The organism is Pseudomonas sp. LS44, from assembly GCF_024730785.1.
Taxonomy (GTDB): Bacteria; Pseudomonadota; Gammaproteobacteria; order Pseudomonadales; family Pseudomonadaceae; genus Aquipseudomonas.
Genome location: NZ_CP102830.1, coordinates 3109850 through 3128351, shown reverse-complemented (window position 1 = coordinate 3128351; position 18502 = coordinate 3109850). Strand labels below are relative to the sequence as shown.

Sequence of the window (18502 nt, the reverse complement as noted above, 5' to 3'; positions counted from 1 at the left end):
CCCGTATGAAAAAGTTGATGTATTCCAGCGTCGGGCTGCTCGTGATTGCCCTGGCGTTTCTCGCGCTCAACATGTTCTCCAGCCTGGCGCTCACCGATGCGCGCCTGGACCTGACCGAACAGAAGCTCTACACCACCTCGGCCGGTACCAAGAAGATCCTTGCCGAGCTGGATGAGCCGATCAACCTGTACTTCTTCTACTCCGACAAGGCCACCAAGGATGTGGTGCAGCTGCGTAACTACGCGCGGCGCGTCGAAGAAATGCTCAAGGCCTACGAGCGTGAGGCCGACGGCAAGCTCAAGCTGCACATCATCGACCCCGAGCCGTTCTCGGAAGATGAAGACCGCGCCGCGCAGTTCGGTCTGCAGGCCGTACCGCTGAACCAGAGTGGCGATCAGGTGTACTTCGGCCTGGCTGGCACCAATTCGGTGGATGCCCGCCAGGTGATTCCGTTCTTCCCGCTCGATCACGAGGAATTCCTCGAATACGACATCAGCCGTCTGGTGCAGAGCCTGGCCAAACCGGAGCTGCCGACCATCGGCGTGCTCTCGACCCTGCAAATCAATGGCGGCTTCGACATGGCCGCGCGCCAGCCGACCTCGCCGTGGATGGTCATGGAAGACCTGCGCCAGCAGTTCAAGTTGGAAAGCCTCAAGCCGGATCTCGACCGCATTCCGGACACGGTGTCGGTACTGCTGCTGGTACACCCGAAAAACCTGCCGCAGCAAACCCTGTATGCGATCGACCAGTTCGTCCTGCGCGGCGGCAAGCTGCTGGTATTCGTCGATCCGTACAGCGAAGCCGACCACAGCACGCCGATGCCGGGTGACATGGGCGGGGAGGACAAGTCTTCCGATCTCGAGCCGCTGTTCAAGGCCTGGGGCCTGCGCCTGGTACCGGGCAAAGTGCTCGGCGACGGCTCTTACGCCATGTCGGTGAGCATGGGCCAGGGCCAACGCGCGGTACGCCATGCGGCTTGGTTGAATGTGCAGAAAAACGCCATCGACCAAACCGACGTGAGCACCGCCGGCCTGGAAAACATCACCGTGGCCACTGCGGGTATTCTGGAGCCGCTGGAAGGCAGCAAGACCCAGTTCACCCCGCTGATCCACAGCTCGGCGTATTCCATGCCGTTCGATGCGGCGCGTTTCACCGCGTTGAGCAACCCGGAAAGCCTGATCCGCGAGCTGCAACCGACCGGCGAGCGCTATGCCATCGCCGCGCGTATCAGCGGACCGGCGCAAAGCGCCTTCCCCAATGGCATCGAAGGTCAGAAAGATGGCCTCAAGGAAGCCGCCAGCATCAACGTGATCGCTGTCGCCGATACCGACATGCTCACCGACCGCATGTGGGTGCAGGTGCAGGAGATGTTCGGCCAGCGTGTGCCACAGCCGTGGGCCGACAACGGCACCTTCGCGATCAATGCGCTGGATAACCTGGCCGGTTCCGATGCGCTGATCAGCGTGCGGTCGCGTGGTCGCTTCAGCCGCCCGTTCACGGTGGTCGAAGAGCTGCAACGCGGTGCCGAGGTGCAGTTCCGCGAGAAGGAGGAGACGCTGCAAAAACGCCTCAGCGAAACCGAACAGCAACTCGCCACGCTGCAGCAGAAGCAGGACCCGAGCAAAACCCTGGAATTGACCCCCGAACAGCAAGCCACCGTGCAGCAGTTCATCCAGGAGCGGCTCACCCTGCGCAAGGAACTGCGCGAGGTGCGCTACCAGCTCAACGCCAACATCGAAGCGCTGGGCCGCACCCTGAAGTTCGCCAACATCGTGCTGGTGCCGCTGCTACTGACCCTTGGCGTGTTGGCGCTGGGCCTGTGGCGTCGTCGCCGGCACAGCTAAGGGAGGGGTGATATGAGCCGCAAATCGTTTCTGCTGCTGGCGCTGATCACCCTGGCGTTGGGCGTGGCGTACTTCTGGCTCCACGCCTCGCGGCCGGAGCCGACGGTCGCCCGCGAGCCTTTGCTGCCTACCTTGCAAGGCCGCTTGAGCGAGGTCGCTGCGCTGGAGGTAAGCAGTCCCGGGCAGCCGCTGGTACGCCTGGAACGTCGCGATAACGTCTGGCTGGTGCCGGCCAAGGCCGCTTATCCGGCCTCTGCGGCGGCAGTGAACAGCCTGTTGCGAGCGCTGGGCGAGGCCCGCAAGATCGAAGCGAAAACCCGCAACCCGCAGCTGCATGCACAACTCGGGCTAGTGGAGAAGGGCCCACAGCAAGCCGCGCGGATCAACCTGCAAGTGGCGGGTGGGCAACCTCTGGGGCTGCTGGTTGGCAAGCCGGCTCAGCAGGGCGAAGGGCAGCTGGTGCGCTTGGTCGGTGACGATCAGGTGTGGCTGATCGACAAGCCGATTAGCCTGCCGGTCGAAGAGCAGCAATGGCTGGATCGGCGCGTGGCGGCGATTCCGTTCGCCAGCATCAAGCGCATCACGGTGCGCTACGCCAATGGCGATCGCCTGAGCGTGTATCGCGACCAGGCCAGCGAGTCGAATTTCAAGGTCGACCCACTGCCCGCCGGCCAGCGACCGCCCTACGAGGCGGCGGCCAATGGCATGGCCAACCTGTTCGGTCGCCTGGAATTCGCCGATGCCGCGCCGTTGGCTCAGGTGCAGTTCAAAACCCCGGCATTGCTCGAGTTCGAGCTGGAGAGTTTCAGTGCCGGCCAACTGAGCGGTGCGCTGTATGCACAGGGCGAGCAGTTCTGGATGACGCTGTCCAAGCGCAGCGACTTCGATGCCGAGCAACTGCCAGCCAAAGCCGATTGGGCCTATCGAATCGAAACCGAGCAATACCGCGCGTTGGCCAAAACCCTCAAGGAAGTCCTCACCAAAAAGTGACAAAAAAAGCCTGCAGCGCTAGTGCTGCGGGCGTTACCGGCGGTCGGAAAAATTTCTTGGCAGGTTTTGCGCTTGCTTTATACTCCGATAGCGGTGTCTTTTGACTGCGTTATGCCTTTGTCTGCTTTAGCAGCGGGGCAGCGTCGTTACGGAGCCGTCGATACCTCGTCAGAGGCAATAACAAAAATGCGAGTTGGAGAGTGTTGTAATGGCTGATCGTGAAAGTGGGACCGTCAAATGGTTCAATGATGCCAAGGGCTATGGCTTCATTCAGCGTGAAAGTGGCGCTGACGTATTCGTTCACTACCGCGCCATTCGTGGCGAGGGTCATCGCTCACTGAGCGAGGGCGAGCGCGTCGAGTTCTCCGTTATCGATGGTCAGAAAGGCCCGCAGGCAGAAGACGTTTCCCGGACTTAATCGTTCGGAACAGCAAAAGGCCCGTCAATTGACGGGCCTTTTGCTTTCTGGGGTTTACCATGCGTAGGGCGGGTGCAACCCGCGTTGCATTCGGCGGGTTGCACCCGCCCTACGTCTAGCAGGCCGTTGAAAAACTACTGCGCTCGGCTATACCGCGTTGAAATCAGGCTCAAAATGCTCATTTACTACTCGTAAACTCGCTTTTTCGCCTGATTTATTCGCTGGCGCTCACCCTTCGGGCCAGCCTGCGGCTGTTACTCCCGTTGGTCGTTGCGCCTTGTCTAGCCTTCGCTCGTTACGTTTTTCAACGGCCTGCTTGATCAACTGGTGTGCCAGACGATTTCTTCTTCGCCATCGGCGCTGACGCGAATCCAGCGATCGGCGGTTTCCTCGCTTTCATCTTCCTGCCAACTGCCCGGCGCGCAGCGCACCTCCACGCCCAGCGCGGCGAAGGCCGCCCGGGCACACGCCAGATCGTCAGCCCACGGTGTATCGGCACTCTCCAGATACAGGCTGTGCCATTTGCCCACGGCCTTCGGCAGCCAGGTCAGGGGAATAAGTCCCGCCGCGCTGTCGACTTCGCACTTGTAGGTCTGGCCTTTTTGCCGCCATTCGGAGCACGGCCCGAGCGCCTGGCTCAGCCAGCCGGTGATGGCGGTGTGGTCGGCATCCTTGAGGTAGATCTCGATATCCGGTTGGCGCATCGCAGAGTTCCTGTCGCCGCAGCAAGTTAGGGGAGTTGAAAGCAATCGTAGCGTACCGCCACCGTGACCTCTAACGGCTGCTCAATCACCGCGGCACGCCGTTCGGCGCTGGCACGCCAGCCGTGTGGGGTCATCGCCAGCAGATCGGCGCGGGCTTGCGGGGTAGGCAGGGTGAGGTTGAAACGGAGGGTCTCGCTATGCGCCACATGCATGTCGGCGGGGATCAGGGCGAGATGCTTCTCGTCGTCATAGGCGCGCACTTCGTCATACAGGCGGCCACGCAGTTCGATCAGGTGTTCGCGGGTCGGGCCGACCCGCAGCAAGCAGCCGCCGGGACCGAGCAGGCGCCGCGCTTCGCTCCAGTCCAGTGGACTGAACACGCTGGCCAGCAGCTGGCAACTGGCGTCCGCCAGCGGAATCCGCGCCATGCTCGCCACCAGCCAGGCCAGTTGCGGTGCGCGCTTGCAGGCGCGCTTGACCGCCTCGCGGGAAATATCCAGCGCGTAGCCATCGGCCTGCGCCAGCGCCTGGGCAATTTGCGCGGTGTAATAGCCTTCGCCGCAGCCGATATCCAGCCAGGTCTGCGGGGCGCGCTCGGCGGCCAGGCCGGCCAGCCGGGCGGCGATCGGTGCGTAATGCCCGCCGTCCAGAAAGCGTCGGCGCGCCTCGACCATCGCCTGGTTGTCACCTGGATCGCGGCTGTTCTTGTGCTGCACCGGCAGCAGGTTGAAATAACCCTGGCGTGCCCGATCGAAACGGTGTCCGGCCGGGCAGCCCAGGCCGTTGTCCGCCAGGTTCAAGGCGGCGCCGCATAGCGGGCAGGTCAGCTGTTTCACGTCAGCAGGTGCTCGAGGGTCTGCTGATAGATGTCGGTGAGCACGTCCAGGTCGCTGGCCAGAATCCGCTCGTTGATCTGGTGGATGGTGGCGTTGACCGGGCCAAGCTCGACTACCTGGGTGCCCAGGGTGGCGATAAAGCGCCCATCCGAGGTGCCGCCGCTGGTCGATGGCTGGGTCTCACGACCGGTCACCGCCTTGATGCTGGCCGCTACCGCGTCGAGCAATTCGCCCGGCTCGGTGAGGAATGGCAGGCCGGACAGCGCCCAGTCAAGGTGATAGTCGAGGCCGTGCTTGTCGAATATGGCGGTCACCCGCTGCTGCAGGTCTTCCACGGTGGATTCAGTAGAGAAGCGGAAGTTGAACACTGCCTTCAGCTCGCCGGGGATCACATTGGTGGCGCCGGTGCCGGAGTTCAGGTTTGAGATCTGGAAGCTGGTCGGCGGGAAGAACGCATTGCCTTCGTCCCAATGCTCGGCGGCCAGTTCGGCGAGGGCCGGGGTGGCTAGGTGGATCGGGTTCTTCGCCAGGTGTGGATAGGCCACGTGGCCTTGCACACCGCGCACGGTGAGGGTACAGCCGAGCGAGCCGCGGCGACCGTTCTTCACCATGTCACCGACCAAGGTGGTGCTCGAGGGCTCGCCGACGATGCACCAGTCCAGCCGCTCGCCACGGGCGCGCAGGCGTTCGACCACGGCCTTGGTCCCGTGCTGGGCCGGACCTTCTTCGTCGCTGGTGATCAGGAAGGCGATCGCGCCCTGGTGTTCGGGATGGGTGGCGACGAAGCGCTCGACTGCGACGATCATCGACGCCAGGCTGCCCTTCATGTCCGCCGCACCGCGTCCGCAGAGCATGCCCTGCTCGTCGATCAAGGCCTCGAACGGCTGATGTTGCCAGGCCTCGCGCGGGCCGGTCGGGACCACGTCGGTATGTCCGGCGAAACACAGGACCGGCCCATTCTCTTCTGAGGCGCCGCCGCGACGAATCGCCCAGAAGTTGTCCACTTCTTCGATGCGCATCGCCTCGATCCGGAAACCGGCTGCCGCCAGGCGGCGCATCATCAGCTCCTGGCAGCCTTCATCGATCGGCGTGACAGACGGGCGGCGAATCAGGTCGCAGGCGAGTTCCAGGGTAGGAGAAAGGGTCGGGGAGAGGGCAGGCATCGCAGCTCCGGTGCTACAGGTGGCGAAAAGGCCGCCATGTTAATGCAAAACGGCGACCCTAAGGTCGCCGTTTGCTATTGCGCGGGGCGGTTCAGCGTAGCGCGGAGGGCGCTATCGCCTTGCCCTGTCAGGCCGGCACCTCGTCGGCAGTCGGCTCTTCCAGCGGCTTGGGCAGCGACGAGAGCATCGCCATGACCAGCGCGGCCAGATAAGGCAGCGATTGCACCAGCAGCATTGCCACCCAGAACTTCACGTCCGCGCTGGGGAAGCCCTGGACGACGCCGATGCCGATGGCCGCGCCCCACAGTAGCAACATGATGAACACTTCTTCGCGGGCCTCGGCCAGCGCCACCATGATGCCGTGGTTGGAGGCCATCTTCGGCGTGCGGAAGAACGGAATGGTCTTGGTGAACGTGCCGTACAGCACCGCCTTGGCGATGGTGTGCGACAAGGCCAGACCAGCCACCGCGGCGCAGAACGCGTCTTTGAGATTGACCCCGACCGCGCGCTGATAGAGGAACATGATCTTGCCGAACTTGAACAAGAACAGCGCCAGCGGCGGAATCGCGAAGATCAGCAGCGGCGGGTCGACCCGCGTCGGTACGATGATCATCGCCGCCGACCAGAGCAGCGCGCCGATGGTGAAGAAGATGTTCAGGCCGTCGGCAATCCACGGCAGCCAACCGGCGATGAAGTGATAGCGCTGGCCGCTCTTCAGCTCGCAATCCTTGCCAAGGAACAGGCTGCGGGCATGACCCTTCATGATCTGAATGGCGCCGTAGGCCCAGCGGAAGCGCTGTTTCTTGTAGTCGATGAAGGTATCCGGCATCAGTCCGCGACCAAAGCTGTCGTGGGCATAGGCGGCCGCATAGCCTTTCTCGAACACGCGCAGACCCAGTTCGGCGTCCTCGCAGATGGTCCAGTCGGCCCACTGCAGTTCGTCCATCACGGTGCGGCGGATCATGGTCATGGTGCCGTGCTGGATGATCGCGTTGCGATCGTTGCGGGTCACCATGCCGATATGGAAGAAACCCTTGTACTCGGCGTAGCAGAGCTTCTTGAAGGTGTTTTCCTCGCCGTCGCGGTAGTCCTGCGGCGATTGCACCACGGCGATCTTCGGATCGGCGAAGTGCGGCACCATGTGCTTGAGCCAGTTCTTGTTGACGCAGTAATCGGAGTCGATCACCGCGACCACTTCGGCGTCCGGCGCGGTGTGCGGCAGGATGTAGTTCAGCGCGCCACCCTTGAAACCGTGCAGTGGCGCGACGTGGAAGAACTTGAAGCGCGGGCCGAGCTGTTCGCAATAGGCCTTCACCGGTTCCCAGACAGCCGGGTCCTTGGTGTTGTTGTCGATAATCAGGACTTCGTAGTCCGGGTAATCGAGGGCGGCCAAGGCGTCGAGGGTCTGTTTGACCATCTCCGGCGGCTCGTTGTAGCAGGGCACATGCACCGAAACCTTGGGCCGATAAGCCGCATCGGCGAGCACGGGCATGAATGGCCGACGACGCGTGCGGGTCCACACGGTTTCCGCCAGCTCATGGGCTTCGGTGAGCAGGACGATGAACACGCCCAGCGCGCCGATACCCAGCAGGCCGCCGACGGTCAGGCTGAACCAGGTAGCGTATTGCTGGCTGTAGTCATAGCCGATCCACACCAGTACCGAGCCGCCGGCAAAGGCGACGAAGGTCAGGAAGGTGCGGCCGCGCTGACGCAGGGCGCTGCCGTCGATCAGCATCAGGGTCAGGGCGAGCAGGGCGAGAATCACCGAGCCGATGGCCAGTACGCGCCACTGCGGGATGGCCACCACCGGTCCTTCGAAGTTGAACTTCGCCTGGCGTTCGGCGTTGTAGACGCCCCAGTAGGCGCCGACCGAGCCTTCTTCGCTGGCTTTCCACGGCTGGTCGAAGGCTTCGATGACGAAGTAGTTGTAACCCTTGGAGTTCAGCGCGTGCACCAGGGTGCGCAGGTAGATGGCCTGATCCGCCTGGGTGGCATCGGCACCGCCGCGCATCCGGCCGTTGCTCGGCCAGCCCACTTCGGACAGCAGCAAAGGTTTCTTCGGGAACAGTTTTTTCAGGTCTTTGGCACGCTCGAGGACGAACTCGGTGGCGTCCTCCATCGGCACGAACTCCCAGTAGGGCAGCACGTGGGCGGCGATCAGGTCGACGTGCTTGGCCAGCTCCGGGTGATCCTGCCAGATGTGCCACTGCTCGGAAGTGGTGACCGGTACCTTGACGGCCGCGCGCACGCGGTCGAGGTAGGTGATCAGCTTTTCGGCGGTGATTTCGCGGCGGAACATCGCTTCGTTGCCGATCACCACACGAACCACGCTGCGCGAGTCGTTGGCGATTTCGATGGCTTTGGCGATTTCCCGCTCGTTGCGCTCCTCGTCCGGGCTGATCCACACGCCAAGCGTCACGCGCAGGCCGAACTCTTCGGCCAGGCGCGGGATGTCGGCGAGGGTGCCTTCGACTGAATAGGTGCGAATGCTGTCGGTCTGCTTGCTGACCAGTTCCAGATCCTGACGAATCTGTGCGTCGCTCGGGTACTGGTTCTTCTGCGGGTTCTGATTCAGCCGGAACGGCGAGAAGGAGAAGCCGGAAATTTGCTCGGGCCAGTCGGGCGCACTGACTGGTCGGTTGATGAGGGCCCAGAAACCGGTGAACAGCGCGGCGACTGCCACGAAGACCACGAGATTGAGTCCGAATTTACGCGATGACATAGACGTTTCAGGTTCCGATGCGTGGAACAACGGGGGGTGGCGCCAGCTGCAGGCTGGTCGGCGCGCATGCTACTCCGGCCCCTGACACCTGTATAGATTGGGCCGCGGGCCGACAAAACTTTGTCCCTTATCGTCGAGAGAAGTTCGTCGCCAGGCTGCTTTCGCTGGATTACAGGGCTCGCAGCAGGATTCGTTCGCAACGCGTCAGATCGAGCTCGGCCTGCTCGTCGAGGGTGGCCACGCCGTGGCGTTTCAACTGCGCGAGGATCTGCTCGATCGCCGCCGCATCCAGGCCCAATTCGCCCAGTTGGGTGGCGGCGCCCAAGCGGCGGAAGAAGTCGCGGGTGGCATTCAGAGCAGCATCGACACGCGCTTCGGGATCGCCACGGCTGAAATCCCAGACCCGCTCGGCGTATTGCAGCAGTTTGGCGTGGTAGGCCGCCCGGTATTCGCCCAGCAGCGCGGGAAAAATCACCGCCAGGGTTTGCGCATGGTCGATGTGATACAGCGCCGCCAGTTCCCGGCCGATCAGGTGGGTGGGTCGGTCTTGGGGCATGCCGCAGCCCAGCAGGCCGTTCATGGCCTGGTTGGCACAGAGCATCAGATTGGCCCGCGCGCCGTAGCTGGCCGGGCTGGCGAGGGCCAGCGGACCTTCCTCGATCAGCGTGCGCAACAGCGCTTCGGCGTAGCGATCCTGCAGCGGCGCATGGGCGGAGTAGGTCAGGTAGTACTCGAGGGTGTGCACGAAGGCATCGATGACGCCGTTGCTGATCAGCCGCGGCGGCAGGCTGAAGGTCGTGTTCGGATCGAGAATGGCGAAGCGTGGGCACAGCAGCGGGCTGGAGAAAGCCAACTTCTCCTGGCGCGCGGCATGGCTGACCAGGCCGCTGCCGTTGCTTTCCGAACCGGTCGCCGCCAGTGTCACCACGCAGCCCAACGGAAGCGCCGCGGTAATCGGGGTGCCGGTCAGTAACTCGAGGGGATCGCCGTCATGGCAGAGCGCGGCGGCGATGAATTTGCTGCCGTCAATCACCGAGCCGCCGCCAATCGCCAGGATGAAATCGCAGGCGCTGCTGCGTGCCTGTTCCAGACCGCGCAGCAGGGTGGCGAACTGTGGATTGGCCTCGATGCCGGCGAAGCGGCTGAGCCGATAGCCGCTCAGCGCATCCTGCACCTGCTGCCACACGCCATTCTGAAAAATGCTCGCGCCGCCATGGGTAACCAGGATCCGCGCGCTGGCCGGGATTTCCTCGCTCAGCCGGGCGATCTGCCCGGCGCCGAAGTGCAGGCGGGTGGGGTTGAAGAAGGTGAAGCTGCGCATGGCCACCTCCGGCGCGCTCGCCCGATGGTTGCGGTGCGCCTGTTTGCCTCTCCTGACTATAGCGCCGGGCTGGCCGGCAAGTGGGTTGGCGACGGGCTAGTCTCGTCGATAGGGCCGTTGGCTTTTATACTGCGCGCCCGTTTCCAGCCAGTGAGCCCTGTCATGCAGATCGACGAGCAGCGTTTTGGCGGCATCGCCCGACTCTATGGGCGCGCCGGCCTGCAGCGTTTGGCGGCGGCGCATGTCGCCGTGGTCGGCATCGGCGGCGTCGGTTCTTGGGCCGCCGAGGCGCTGGCGCGCAGCGGCGTCGGCGAGATCTCCCTGTTCGATCTGGATGATGTGTGCATCACCAACACCAACCGCCAGGTGCATGCGCTGGACGGCGCGGTAGGTCGAGCCAAGGTGGAAGCCATGGCCGAACGCATCCGCGCCATCAATCCGGCCTGTGTGGTGCATGCGGTCTCCGATTTCGTGACCCGCGAGACGATGGCCGAGTACATCACCGAGCAGCTCGACGCGGTGATCGACTGCATCGACAGCGTGGCGGCCAAGGCGGCGCTGATCTCCTGGTGCAAGCGGCGCAAGATCCAGATCGTCACCACCGGCGGCGCGGGCGGGCAGGTCGATCCGACGCAAATCCAGGTCGCCGACCTCAATAAGACCTTCAACGATCCGCTGGCCGCCAAGGTGCGTTCGACCTTGCGCCGCGATTACGGTTTCTCGCGCACCCCGGGCCGCACCTACAGCGTGCATTGTGTGTACTCCACCGAGCAGCTGCGCTATCCGCAGGCAGACGGCAGCGTGTGTCAGACCAAGGGCTTCGCCGGGGAAGGGGTCAAGCTCGACTGCGCCGGTGGTTTCGGCGCGGTGATGATGGTCACGGCGACGTTCGGCATGGTCGCCGCCGCACGGATCGTCGATAAATTGGTCGCCGGCGCGCGCCGCCCGGCCGAGCGCAAGAGCTAACGCAGGCACGCTGGCGTGTAGGAGCGAATTCATTCGCGATCCACGTGGCTCCTGCGAGCGATGATTGCGAATGAATTCGCTCCTACCTGCAGAACCGTAGCCCGGATGCAATCCGGGAGCTGGTGAGCTAGACGCCGCCCACCAGCTCGCGCATCCGCTGCAACACGGCATTCAGCCCATTGCTGCGCGAGGGCGAAAGCTGGCGACCCAGACCTAACTGGGCGAACCAGTCAGGCAAATCCAGCGCCTGCAGCTCTGGCCCAGGCAGCCCCTCGACGCGGACCAGCAAGAGCGCCAGCAGACCGCGCAGCAGACGGGCGTCACTGGCGGCGCGAAACTGCCAGTGTCCATCTTTCGCCGCGCCGACCAGCCAGACCAGGCTTTCGCAGCCGTGCACGCGGTTGGCCTCGCTGCGTTCGGCCTCGCTCAGTGGTTCGAGTCGTCCACCCCATTGCATTAGCAGCCGGGCGCGTTGTTCCCAGCCGGCCGCCTGGGTAAACGTCTCCAGCGCCTGGGCGGCGTGCGCCGACAGACTCATCGCAGCAACTCCAGGGCGCGATCGAAGGCGCTAAAGAAACGGTCGAGGTCGCTGGAGTCGTTGTACAGGCCTAGCGAGACGCGCACCGCGCCGCTCAGGCCGAGGCTTTTCAGCAGCGGCATGGCGCAGTGGTGACCGGTGCGCACGGCGATGCCCTGGTCGCTCAACAGATGCGCCAGATCGGCACTGTGCACGCCGTCGACGGTAAAGCTGGCCAGCGCCACTTGCGGCTCGCCGAGCAGACGAATGCCATCGCGTACCGCCAGGCCGGCCAGGAGCTTGTTGTGCAGCGCCGCCTCGTGGCCGGCGACGGCAGCTGGATCGAGACTGGTGAGGTAGTCCAGGGTCGCGCCTAGGCCGATTACGCCGGCGATCGGCGGCGTGCCGGCTTCGAAGCCGAGCGGTGCTGGGCGGAAGGTCGCGGCATGGTAGTCGGCGGCCTGCACCATCTCGCCACCAAACTGCCAATGCTGTAGGCGCTGCAAGGCATCGTCCCGCCCATAGAGCACGCCGACGCCCTCCGGGCCATAGAGTTTGTGCGCGGAGAACACATAGAAGTCGCAATCCAGCGCCGGCACCGCAGGGCGGCCATGCACCGCGCCTTGGGCACCGTCCACCACGCTCAGGGCGCCGCGCGCGCGGGCCATTGCCAGCAACTCGGGGAGCGGTTGCCAGCGGCCTAGCACGTTGGAGAGCTGGCTGATCGCCAACAGCCGGCAGCGTGGCCCGATCAGCTGTGCCGCCTGTTCGAGATCGATGCTGCCAGCTGCGTTCAGTGGTAGGACGCGCAGGTGCAAGCCCCGGCGCTGAGCCAGTTGTTGCCAGGGCAATAGATTTGCGTGGTGTTCCAGGGCGCTGATGACGATCTCGTCGCCCGGATGAAATTGCGTCTCCAGCCCATAGGCCAGCAGATTGATGGCTTCGGTGGTGCCGCGCGTGAAGAGAATTTGCGTCGGCGATTCGACCTGCAGCCACTGGGCGATCTTGCTGCGGGTGGTCTCGAAGGCCCACGTCGCCCGCTCGCCCGGAACGTGCTGGGCGCGATGCACGTTGGCCGCGCCGCTCATGTAATAGCCGAGCAGGGCGTCGAGCATGGCCTGCGGCTTCTGGCTGGTGGCGGCGCTGTCGAGATAGGTCTGGCCTTCTGCGTCGAGAGCCAGGATGCCGGGGAAATCGGCGCGCCAGGGGGAGTTCAGGGGCATTGCAGGCTCCCAGCGTAGGGCGTACTCGCCCGCTCGGGCAGTACGCCGTGGCGGACTGCCGCTGTGCGGCGCGACCACCCTACGACTATAGGATCAATTGTGCGCGTGCAGCGCTTCGTTGAGCTCGATCGCGGTTTTGTTGGTCTTGCACTCGACCGCGCCGTTTTGCGAGTTGCGACGGAACAGCAGATCCGTCTGACCAGCCACGTCGCGAGCCTTGACCACCTTGACCAGGTTGTTCTGCTCGTCGAGCAACGCAACCTTGGTACCGGCGGTGATGTACAGGCCTGCTTCGACGATGTTGCGATCGCCGAGTGGGATGCCGATACCGGCATTGGCGCCGATCAGGCAGCCTTCGCCCACGCTGATGACGATGTTGCCGCCACCGGACAGGGTACCCATGGTCGAGCAGCCGCCGCCCAGGTCGGAACCCTTGCCGACGAACACGCCAGCGGAGACGCGGCCTTCGATCATGCCTGGGCCTTCGGTGCCGGCGTTGAAGTTGACGAAACCTTCATGCATCACCGTGGTGCCTTCGCCGATGTAGGCGCCCAGGCGCACGCGAGCGCTGTCAGCCAGGCGTACGCCGCTCGGGACTACGTAGTCGGTCATTTTCGGGAACTTGTCCACCGAGAAGACTTCCAGCAGCTCGCCTTTCAGGCGCGCTTCCAGTTGGCGCTCGGCCAGTTCACCGAGGTCGATGGCGCCTTGGCTGGTCCAGGCGATGTTCGGCAGCAGCGGGAAGATGCCGGTGAGGTTCTGTCCGTGCGGCTTGACCAAGCGATGGGAGAGCAGGTGCAGCTTGAGATAGGCCTCGGGTGTGGAGGTCAACGCGGCGTCTTCGGCCAGCAGGGTGACGACCAGCGGGCGCTGGCTCTCGGCCAGACGGGTGAGCAGCGCGGCCTGGGTGGCATCGACGCCTTTCAGCGCGTCGGCCAATTCGGCGGCCTGGTTTTTGCTGATGGCGATGGCCTGGTTGCCGCCCTGGTAGTTGAGCTTGGTGGCGACTGCAGCGACCAGTTCGGCGGCCGGGTTGAGCAGCGGCTGTGCGTAGAAGACTTCCAGCCAGTTGCCCTGGCGATTCTGGGTGCCGACACCGAAGCCGATGCTGAAGAGGGAGGAGGTCATAGCGGTTTCCTTGTTACGAATGTGGGCGAGCGGGCTCAGGTGAGCGCGGCGGAATAAAGTTCGGGCTTGAAGCCGATCAAGGTCTTGTCGCCCAGATCGAGCACCGGACGCTTGATCATCGAGGGCTGAGCGAGCATCAGTTCGATGGCGCGGGCTTCATTCAGATCGGTCTTCTGCGCCTCGTCGAGCTTGCGGAAGGTAGTGCCAGCGCGGTTCAGCACGATTTGCCAGCCATGCTCGGCGCACCACTTCTGCAGGTTGGCTCGGTCGATCCCGGCCGCTTTGTAATCGTGAAAAGCATAAGCGGCGCCGTGCTCGTCGAGCCAGGTGCGGGCTTTTTTCATCGTGTCGCAGGCCTTGATGCCGTATAGGCACAAGGCTTGGCTGGGTTTGCTCACTCTGCAGGCTCTCCGCAAGCGATGGGGGCTGTTTGGGTGACTTGGGGCCGGCAATTATGCCATGCCGACCGATTGCAGCGGTGGTTGACGGTGTTGGGGCGGATTGTCGGCGAGTTGGTGTCAGGCGGGCAGGTGAATCCACGCTTTGATCGAAGCCGGCCACTGGTGCGTTGTGTTACCGCGCGTTGCGAAATAGAGAGCTGCGCGTGGGCCGGCAGGCTGGTAATGCAAAACTACCAAGTCGCCCCAGTCGGTCAAATGCTCGACTGGGGCGAGTCTGAATCAGCCGCTGATGAACTGACGAATGCGTTGGGCCGCTTCCACGCACTCGGCCAGTGGCGCGACCAGGGCCATGCGCACACGACCGGCGCCGGGGTTGAAGCCGTTGACCTCGCGGGACAGGTAGGAGCCGGGCACTACGGTGACGTGCTCGCTGGCGAACAGCTCGCGGGTGAAGGTGGCGTCGTCCATCGGCGTTTTCGCCCAGAGATAGAAGCCGCCGTCCGGGCGTTGCACGTCCATCACCGGCGCGAGGATATCCAGCACGGCGTCGAACTTTTCGCGATACAGGGTGCGGTTGGCGCGCACGTGAACCTCATCATTCCAGGCCGCGACGCTGGCCAACTGGGTCTGCACGGGCATCGCGCAACCGTGATAGGTGCGATACAGCAGGAAGGCTTTGAGAATCTCGGCATCACCGGCCACGAAGCCGGAGCGCAGGCCGGGCAGGTTGGAGCGCTTAGACAGGCTGTGAAACACCACGCAGCGCTTGAAGTCGCTACAGCCCAGAGCGGCGCAGGCGCTCAGCAGGCCGGCCGGCGGGTTCTGCTCGTCGAAATACAGCTCGCTGTAGCACTCGTCGGCAGCGATCACGAAATCATACTGGTCGGCCAGGGTGATCAGCTTCTTCAAGGTTTCCAGCGGGATCAGCGCGCCGGTGGGGTTGCCTGGCGAACAGAGGAAGAGGATCTGCGTGCGCTGCCAGGTTTCGGCGCTCACCGCGTCGAAGTCCGGATTGAAGCCGTTTTCGGCCAGGCATGGCAGGTAATGCGGCTCGGCGCCGGCGAGCAAGGCCGCGCCTTCGTAGATTTGGTAGAAGGGGTTGGGGCTGACCACCAGACCCTGGCGCTCGCGGTCCACCACGGTCTGGGTGAAGGCGAACAATGCCTCGCGGGTGCCATTGACCGGCAGCACATGGCGCGCCGCATCCAGCCAACCGGCCGGTACATTGAAGCGACGCTCGCACCAGTGGGCGATGGCTTCGCGCAGCGCCGGCAGGCCGAGCGTCGTCGGGTACACGGCGAGCTGTTCGAGGTTGGCGCTCAAGGTTTCGCCAACGAAGCTCGGCGAGCGGTGCTTCGGTTCGCCGATGGACAGGGCGATGGCTGACTTGCCTTGAGGCGGTTGAACGCCGCCGAGCAGGGCGCGCAGTTTCTCGAAGGGGTAGGGCTGCAGGTGGGCGAGTGCTGGGTTCATGATTATCTCTTGCGTAATCCGGCCACGCCCCGGAGGGCGCGGTCTGTGAGGCTCAAATACTGATGCGGCTGATTTCGCTGGCGGTATCGCGGGTCGGCGACAGTTGTTCGACGATCGCCTGTTGCAGGCGGGCGCACAGCTCTGGATCGGACAGCGGCTGGTTGCGGGCGTCGGTGACGAAGAACACGTCCTCGATGCGCTCACCCAGGGTGGCGATCTTGGCGTTCTGCAGCGACAGATCGAAATCCAGGAAAATCTTGCCGATCCGTGCCAGCAGGCCGGGGCGGTCCGGGGCGATGATTTCCAGCATGGTCACCGGGCGCTGCGCATCGTTGGAGATGGTCACTTGCGGGGCGAAGGTGAAATGCTTGAGCTGCCGCGGCACCCGGCGCTGGATGATCGCCGGATAGTTGTCGGGGTTTTCCAGTGCTGCGACCAATCCCTGGCGAATTTCCTTGATACGCGCCGGATTGTCGCCAATCGAGCCGCCATCGGCGTCCAACACTATGTAGGTGTCGAGGGTGAACTGGCTGCTGGAGGTGATGACCCGGGCGTCGTGGATGTTCAGGTTGAGCTGGTCCATGGCGGCCACGGTCACGGCGAAGAAGTCGTGCTGATCCGGTGCATAGATGAAGATCTGCGTGCCGCCCTCGAATTCGCGTTGGGTGGTTTCCTTGATCAGCACCAGTGGTTCGCTGCGCTTGCCATGCTGCAGGATGGCGTCGGTGTGCCAGGCCACGTCGGCGGCGGTATGCCGCAGGAAATAGTCATCGCCCAACTGAGTCCAGAGCTGTTCGGCGTCATCCGGGTCGGTGCCGGCGCGCACCAGGATGTCCAGGGCGGCGCTTTGGGTCTGGCGAATCTGCTCTTCACGATCCAGCGGATTCTCCAGGCCACGGCGCAGAGCGCGCTTGGTCTCGGTGAAGAGCTGGCGCAACAGGCTGGCACGCCAGGAGTTCCACAGGCTCGGGTTGGTGGCGTTGATGTCGGCGACGGTCAGCACGTAGAGGTAGTCGAGGTGCGCTTGATCGCCGACCAGTTGGGCGAAATCGTGGATCACCTGCGGGTCGGACAGGTCTTTGCGCTGTGCGGTGGTCGACATCACCAGGTGGTTCTGCACCAGCCAGACGATCAATCGGCTGTCCCAGGCGGGCAGTTGATGGCGTCGGCAGAAGGTCTCGGCATCCACGGCGCCCAGTTCGGAGTGGTCGCCACCCCGGCCTTTACCGATGTCATGGTAGAGGCCGGCGAGATAGATCAGCTCGGGCTTGGGCAGCTTGTCCATGACCTTGCTGGCCAGCGGAAACTTCTCCGCCAGCTCCGGCCACTTGAGCTTGCGCAGATGCTTGATCAAGTTGAGCGTGTGCGCATCGACCGTATAGATATGGAACAGGTCATGCTGCATCTGCCCGACGATATAGCCGAACTCCGGCAGGTAGCGGCCGAGGATGCCGTAGCGGTTCATCCGGCGCAGATTGCGGTGGATGCCTTGTTCGGACTTGAACAGCTCGATGAACAGGCTGGTGTTGCGGATGTCGCCGCGGAACTCGTCGTCGATCAAATGCCGATGATCGCGCAACAGGCGAATGGTATCGGCACGAACCCCTTTGATCTCGGGGTTCTGGGCCATCAACACGAAGATCTCCATGATCGCGAATGGGGTGCGCTTGAAGACCTGCGGGTGGACCACCTCTATATAGTCGTCGCGAATCTGAAAACGGCTATTCAGTGGTCGGACCTGACTGGCGTCGCCGGCGCCGAGAATGGCTTCCTCGAAGTGCAGGACGATCAGTTCGCTCAGCTCGGCGATGCTCATCACCGTGCGGTAATACTTCTGCATGAAGCGCTCAATGGCCAACTTGGCATCGTTGTCTTCAAAGCCGAGCAGGCCGGCGATACTGCGCTGGTAATCGAACAGCAGGCGGTCTTCCGCGCGACCGGCGAGCATGTGCAAGGCGTAGCGCACCTTCCAGAGAAACTCCTGGGAGGAGGCGAGCAGGGCGTATTCGCTTTCCAGCAGGAAGCCCTGGCCGACCATCGCATGCAGATTGAGCGTGCCGAAGTGGCGGCGGGCGACCCAGAGAATGGTCTGGATATCGCGCAAGCCGCCCGGCGAGCCTTTGACGTTGGGCTCGAGGTTGTATTCGGTGTCGTTGTATTTGGCGTGACGCGTGCGTTGTTCTTTGCGCTTGGCCAGATAGAAGTGCTTGCTCGGCCACATCTGCTCGGTACTGGTGACCTCGATCATGCGCTGGCGCAGATGCTCGGGCCCAGCAATGGTGCGGCTTTCCATCAGGTTGGTGATCACCGTCAGGTCGGCGCGCGCCTCTTGGACGCATTCGTTCACCGAACGCACGCTTTGGCCAACTTCCAGGCCGATGTCCCAGAGCAGGGTAAGGAAGCGTTCGATCGGCTCGCGGAAGGTTTCGTGATCGGCGCTGTCGAGCAGGATCAGCAGGTCGATGTCCGAATAAGGGTGCAGCTCGCCACGGCCATAGCCGCCGACTGCCAGCAAGGCGATATCGGCGTCCTCGCACCAGTCGAGGCGTGCCCAGGCCTCGCGCAGTATCTGGTCGGTGAACCAAGCGCGATCTTCCACCAGGCGGCGAATGTCGCGACCGTGGTGGAAGCGCGCATCGAGCACTTCATGGGCGCCGCGGATGGCTTTCTTGAAGGCGGCGATGGGGCTGGATTTCAACGCCAACTCGGCCTGGAACTGCCCGCGATCGAACAACTCGGGATCCACCTGCGGCATACGGCCTTCCTTAACGATGACTATCTGTTCGGGTTGGCGAT

At 63.6% G+C, this 18502-nt stretch carries 15 protein-coding genes; 4 read left to right on the top strand and 11 right to left on the bottom strand.

What is annotated here, in order from left to right:
- The first annotated feature begins 5 nt into the window (after positions 1 to 5).
- From NVV93_RS13980 to NVV93_RS13970, 3 genes are all read left to right on the top strand, one after another.
- On the top strand, positions 6 to 1844 hold the full coding sequence (locus tag NVV93_RS13980) for a Gldg family protein (RefSeq protein ID WP_258251241.1): 1839 nt from the start codon (positions 6 to 8) through the stop codon (positions 1842 to 1844).
- 12 nt (positions 1845 to 1856) lie between these two features.
- Positions 1857 to 2834 (top strand): DUF4340 domain-containing protein, encoded by a 978-nt coding sequence (locus NVV93_RS13975; RefSeq protein ID WP_258251240.1) that lies wholly within the window; start codon positions 1857 to 1859, stop codon positions 2832 to 2834.
- 208 nt (positions 2835 to 3042) lie between these two features.
- Positions 3043 to 3252: a cold shock domain-containing protein gene (locus NVV93_RS13970; protein ID WP_258251239.1), complete on the top strand. Its 210-nt coding sequence runs from the start codon at positions 3043 to 3045 to the stop codon at positions 3250 to 3252.
- A 320-nt stretch (positions 3253 to 3572) separates the two neighbouring features.
- Here NVV93_RS13970 and NVV93_RS13965 read toward each other — a convergent pair whose 3' ends face one another.
- From NVV93_RS13965 to NVV93_RS13945, 5 genes are all read right to left on the bottom strand, one after another.
- Positions 3573 to 3956 (bottom strand): hypothetical protein, encoded by a 384-nt coding sequence (locus NVV93_RS13965; protein ID WP_258251238.1) that lies wholly within the window; start codon positions 3954 to 3956, stop codon positions 3573 to 3575.
- A 26-nt stretch (positions 3957 to 3982) separates the two neighbouring features.
- Positions 3983 to 4792 carry a putative RNA methyltransferase gene (locus tag NVV93_RS13960; RefSeq protein ID WP_375162889.1) on the bottom strand — a complete coding sequence of 270 codons (810 nt, stop codon included), beginning with the start codon at positions 4790 to 4792 and terminating at the stop codon, positions 3983 to 3985.
- Positions 4789 to 5955 carry a succinyl-diaminopimelate desuccinylase gene (gene dapE / locus NVV93_RS13955; protein WP_258251237.1) on the bottom strand — a complete coding sequence of 389 codons (1167 nt, stop codon included), beginning with the start codon at positions 5953 to 5955 and terminating at the stop codon, positions 4789 to 4791. Before dapE ends, NVV93_RS13960 begins: the two co-directional genes overlap by 4 nt.
- Before the next feature lie 127 nt (positions 5956 to 6082).
- Positions 6083 to 8677: a glycosyltransferase gene (locus NVV93_RS13950; protein WP_258251236.1), complete on the bottom strand. Its 2595-nt coding sequence runs from the start codon at positions 8675 to 8677 to the stop codon at positions 6083 to 6085.
- Between the two features lie 169 nt (positions 8678 to 8846).
- Entirely contained in the window at positions 8847 to 9998 is a 1152-nt protein-coding gene (locus NVV93_RS13945) for an iron-containing alcohol dehydrogenase (RefSeq protein ID WP_258251235.1), read from the bottom strand.
- A 162-nt stretch (positions 9999 to 10160) separates the two neighbouring features.
- Between NVV93_RS13945 and tcdA the strand changes: the two genes are divergently transcribed.
- The gene (gene tcdA / locus NVV93_RS13940) at positions 10161 to 10964 is read left to right on the top strand and encodes a tRNA cyclic N6-threonylcarbamoyladenosine(37) synthase TcdA (protein ID WP_258251234.1); all 804 of its coding nucleotides are present in this window, start codon (positions 10161 to 10163) and stop codon (positions 10962 to 10964) included.
- A gap of 127 nt (positions 10965 to 11091) precedes the next feature.
- Here tcdA and NVV93_RS13935 read toward each other — a convergent pair whose 3' ends face one another.
- From NVV93_RS13935 to NVV93_RS13910, 6 genes are all read right to left on the bottom strand, one after another.
- Complete coding sequence (locus NVV93_RS13935) at positions 11092 to 11502, bottom strand: SufE family protein (RefSeq protein ID WP_258251233.1); 411 nt, start codon at positions 11500 to 11502, stop codon at positions 11092 to 11094.
- Complete coding sequence (locus tag NVV93_RS13930; RefSeq protein ID WP_258251232.1) at positions 11499 to 12704, bottom strand: aminotransferase class V-fold PLP-dependent enzyme; 1206 nt, start codon at positions 12702 to 12704, stop codon at positions 11499 to 11501. Before NVV93_RS13930 ends, NVV93_RS13935 begins: the two co-directional genes overlap by 4 nt.
- 93 nt (positions 12705 to 12797) lie before the next feature.
- Positions 12798 to 13832, bottom strand: a complete 1035-nt coding sequence (dapD, locus tag NVV93_RS13925) for a 2,3,4,5-tetrahydropyridine-2,6-dicarboxylate N-succinyltransferase (RefSeq protein WP_258251231.1) — start codon at positions 13830 to 13832, stop codon at positions 12798 to 12800.
- Positions 13833 to 13867: 35 nt separating this feature from the next.
- A complete protein-coding gene (locus tag NVV93_RS13920) occupies positions 13868 to 14176 on the bottom strand; it encodes an arsenate reductase (RefSeq protein ID WP_258254373.1) in 309 nt (102 codons plus the stop codon).
- 336 nt (positions 14177 to 14512) lie between these two features.
- Complete coding sequence (gene dapC, locus NVV93_RS13915) at positions 14513 to 15706, bottom strand: succinyldiaminopimelate transaminase (protein ID WP_258251230.1); 1194 nt, start codon at positions 15704 to 15706, stop codon at positions 14513 to 14515.
- Between the two features lie 52 nt (positions 15707 to 15758).
- Complete coding sequence (locus tag NVV93_RS13910) at positions 15759 to 18461, bottom strand: [protein-PII] uridylyltransferase (protein ID WP_258251229.1); 2703 nt, start codon at positions 18459 to 18461, stop codon at positions 15759 to 15761.
- Positions 18462 to 18502 lie beyond the last annotated feature (41 nt).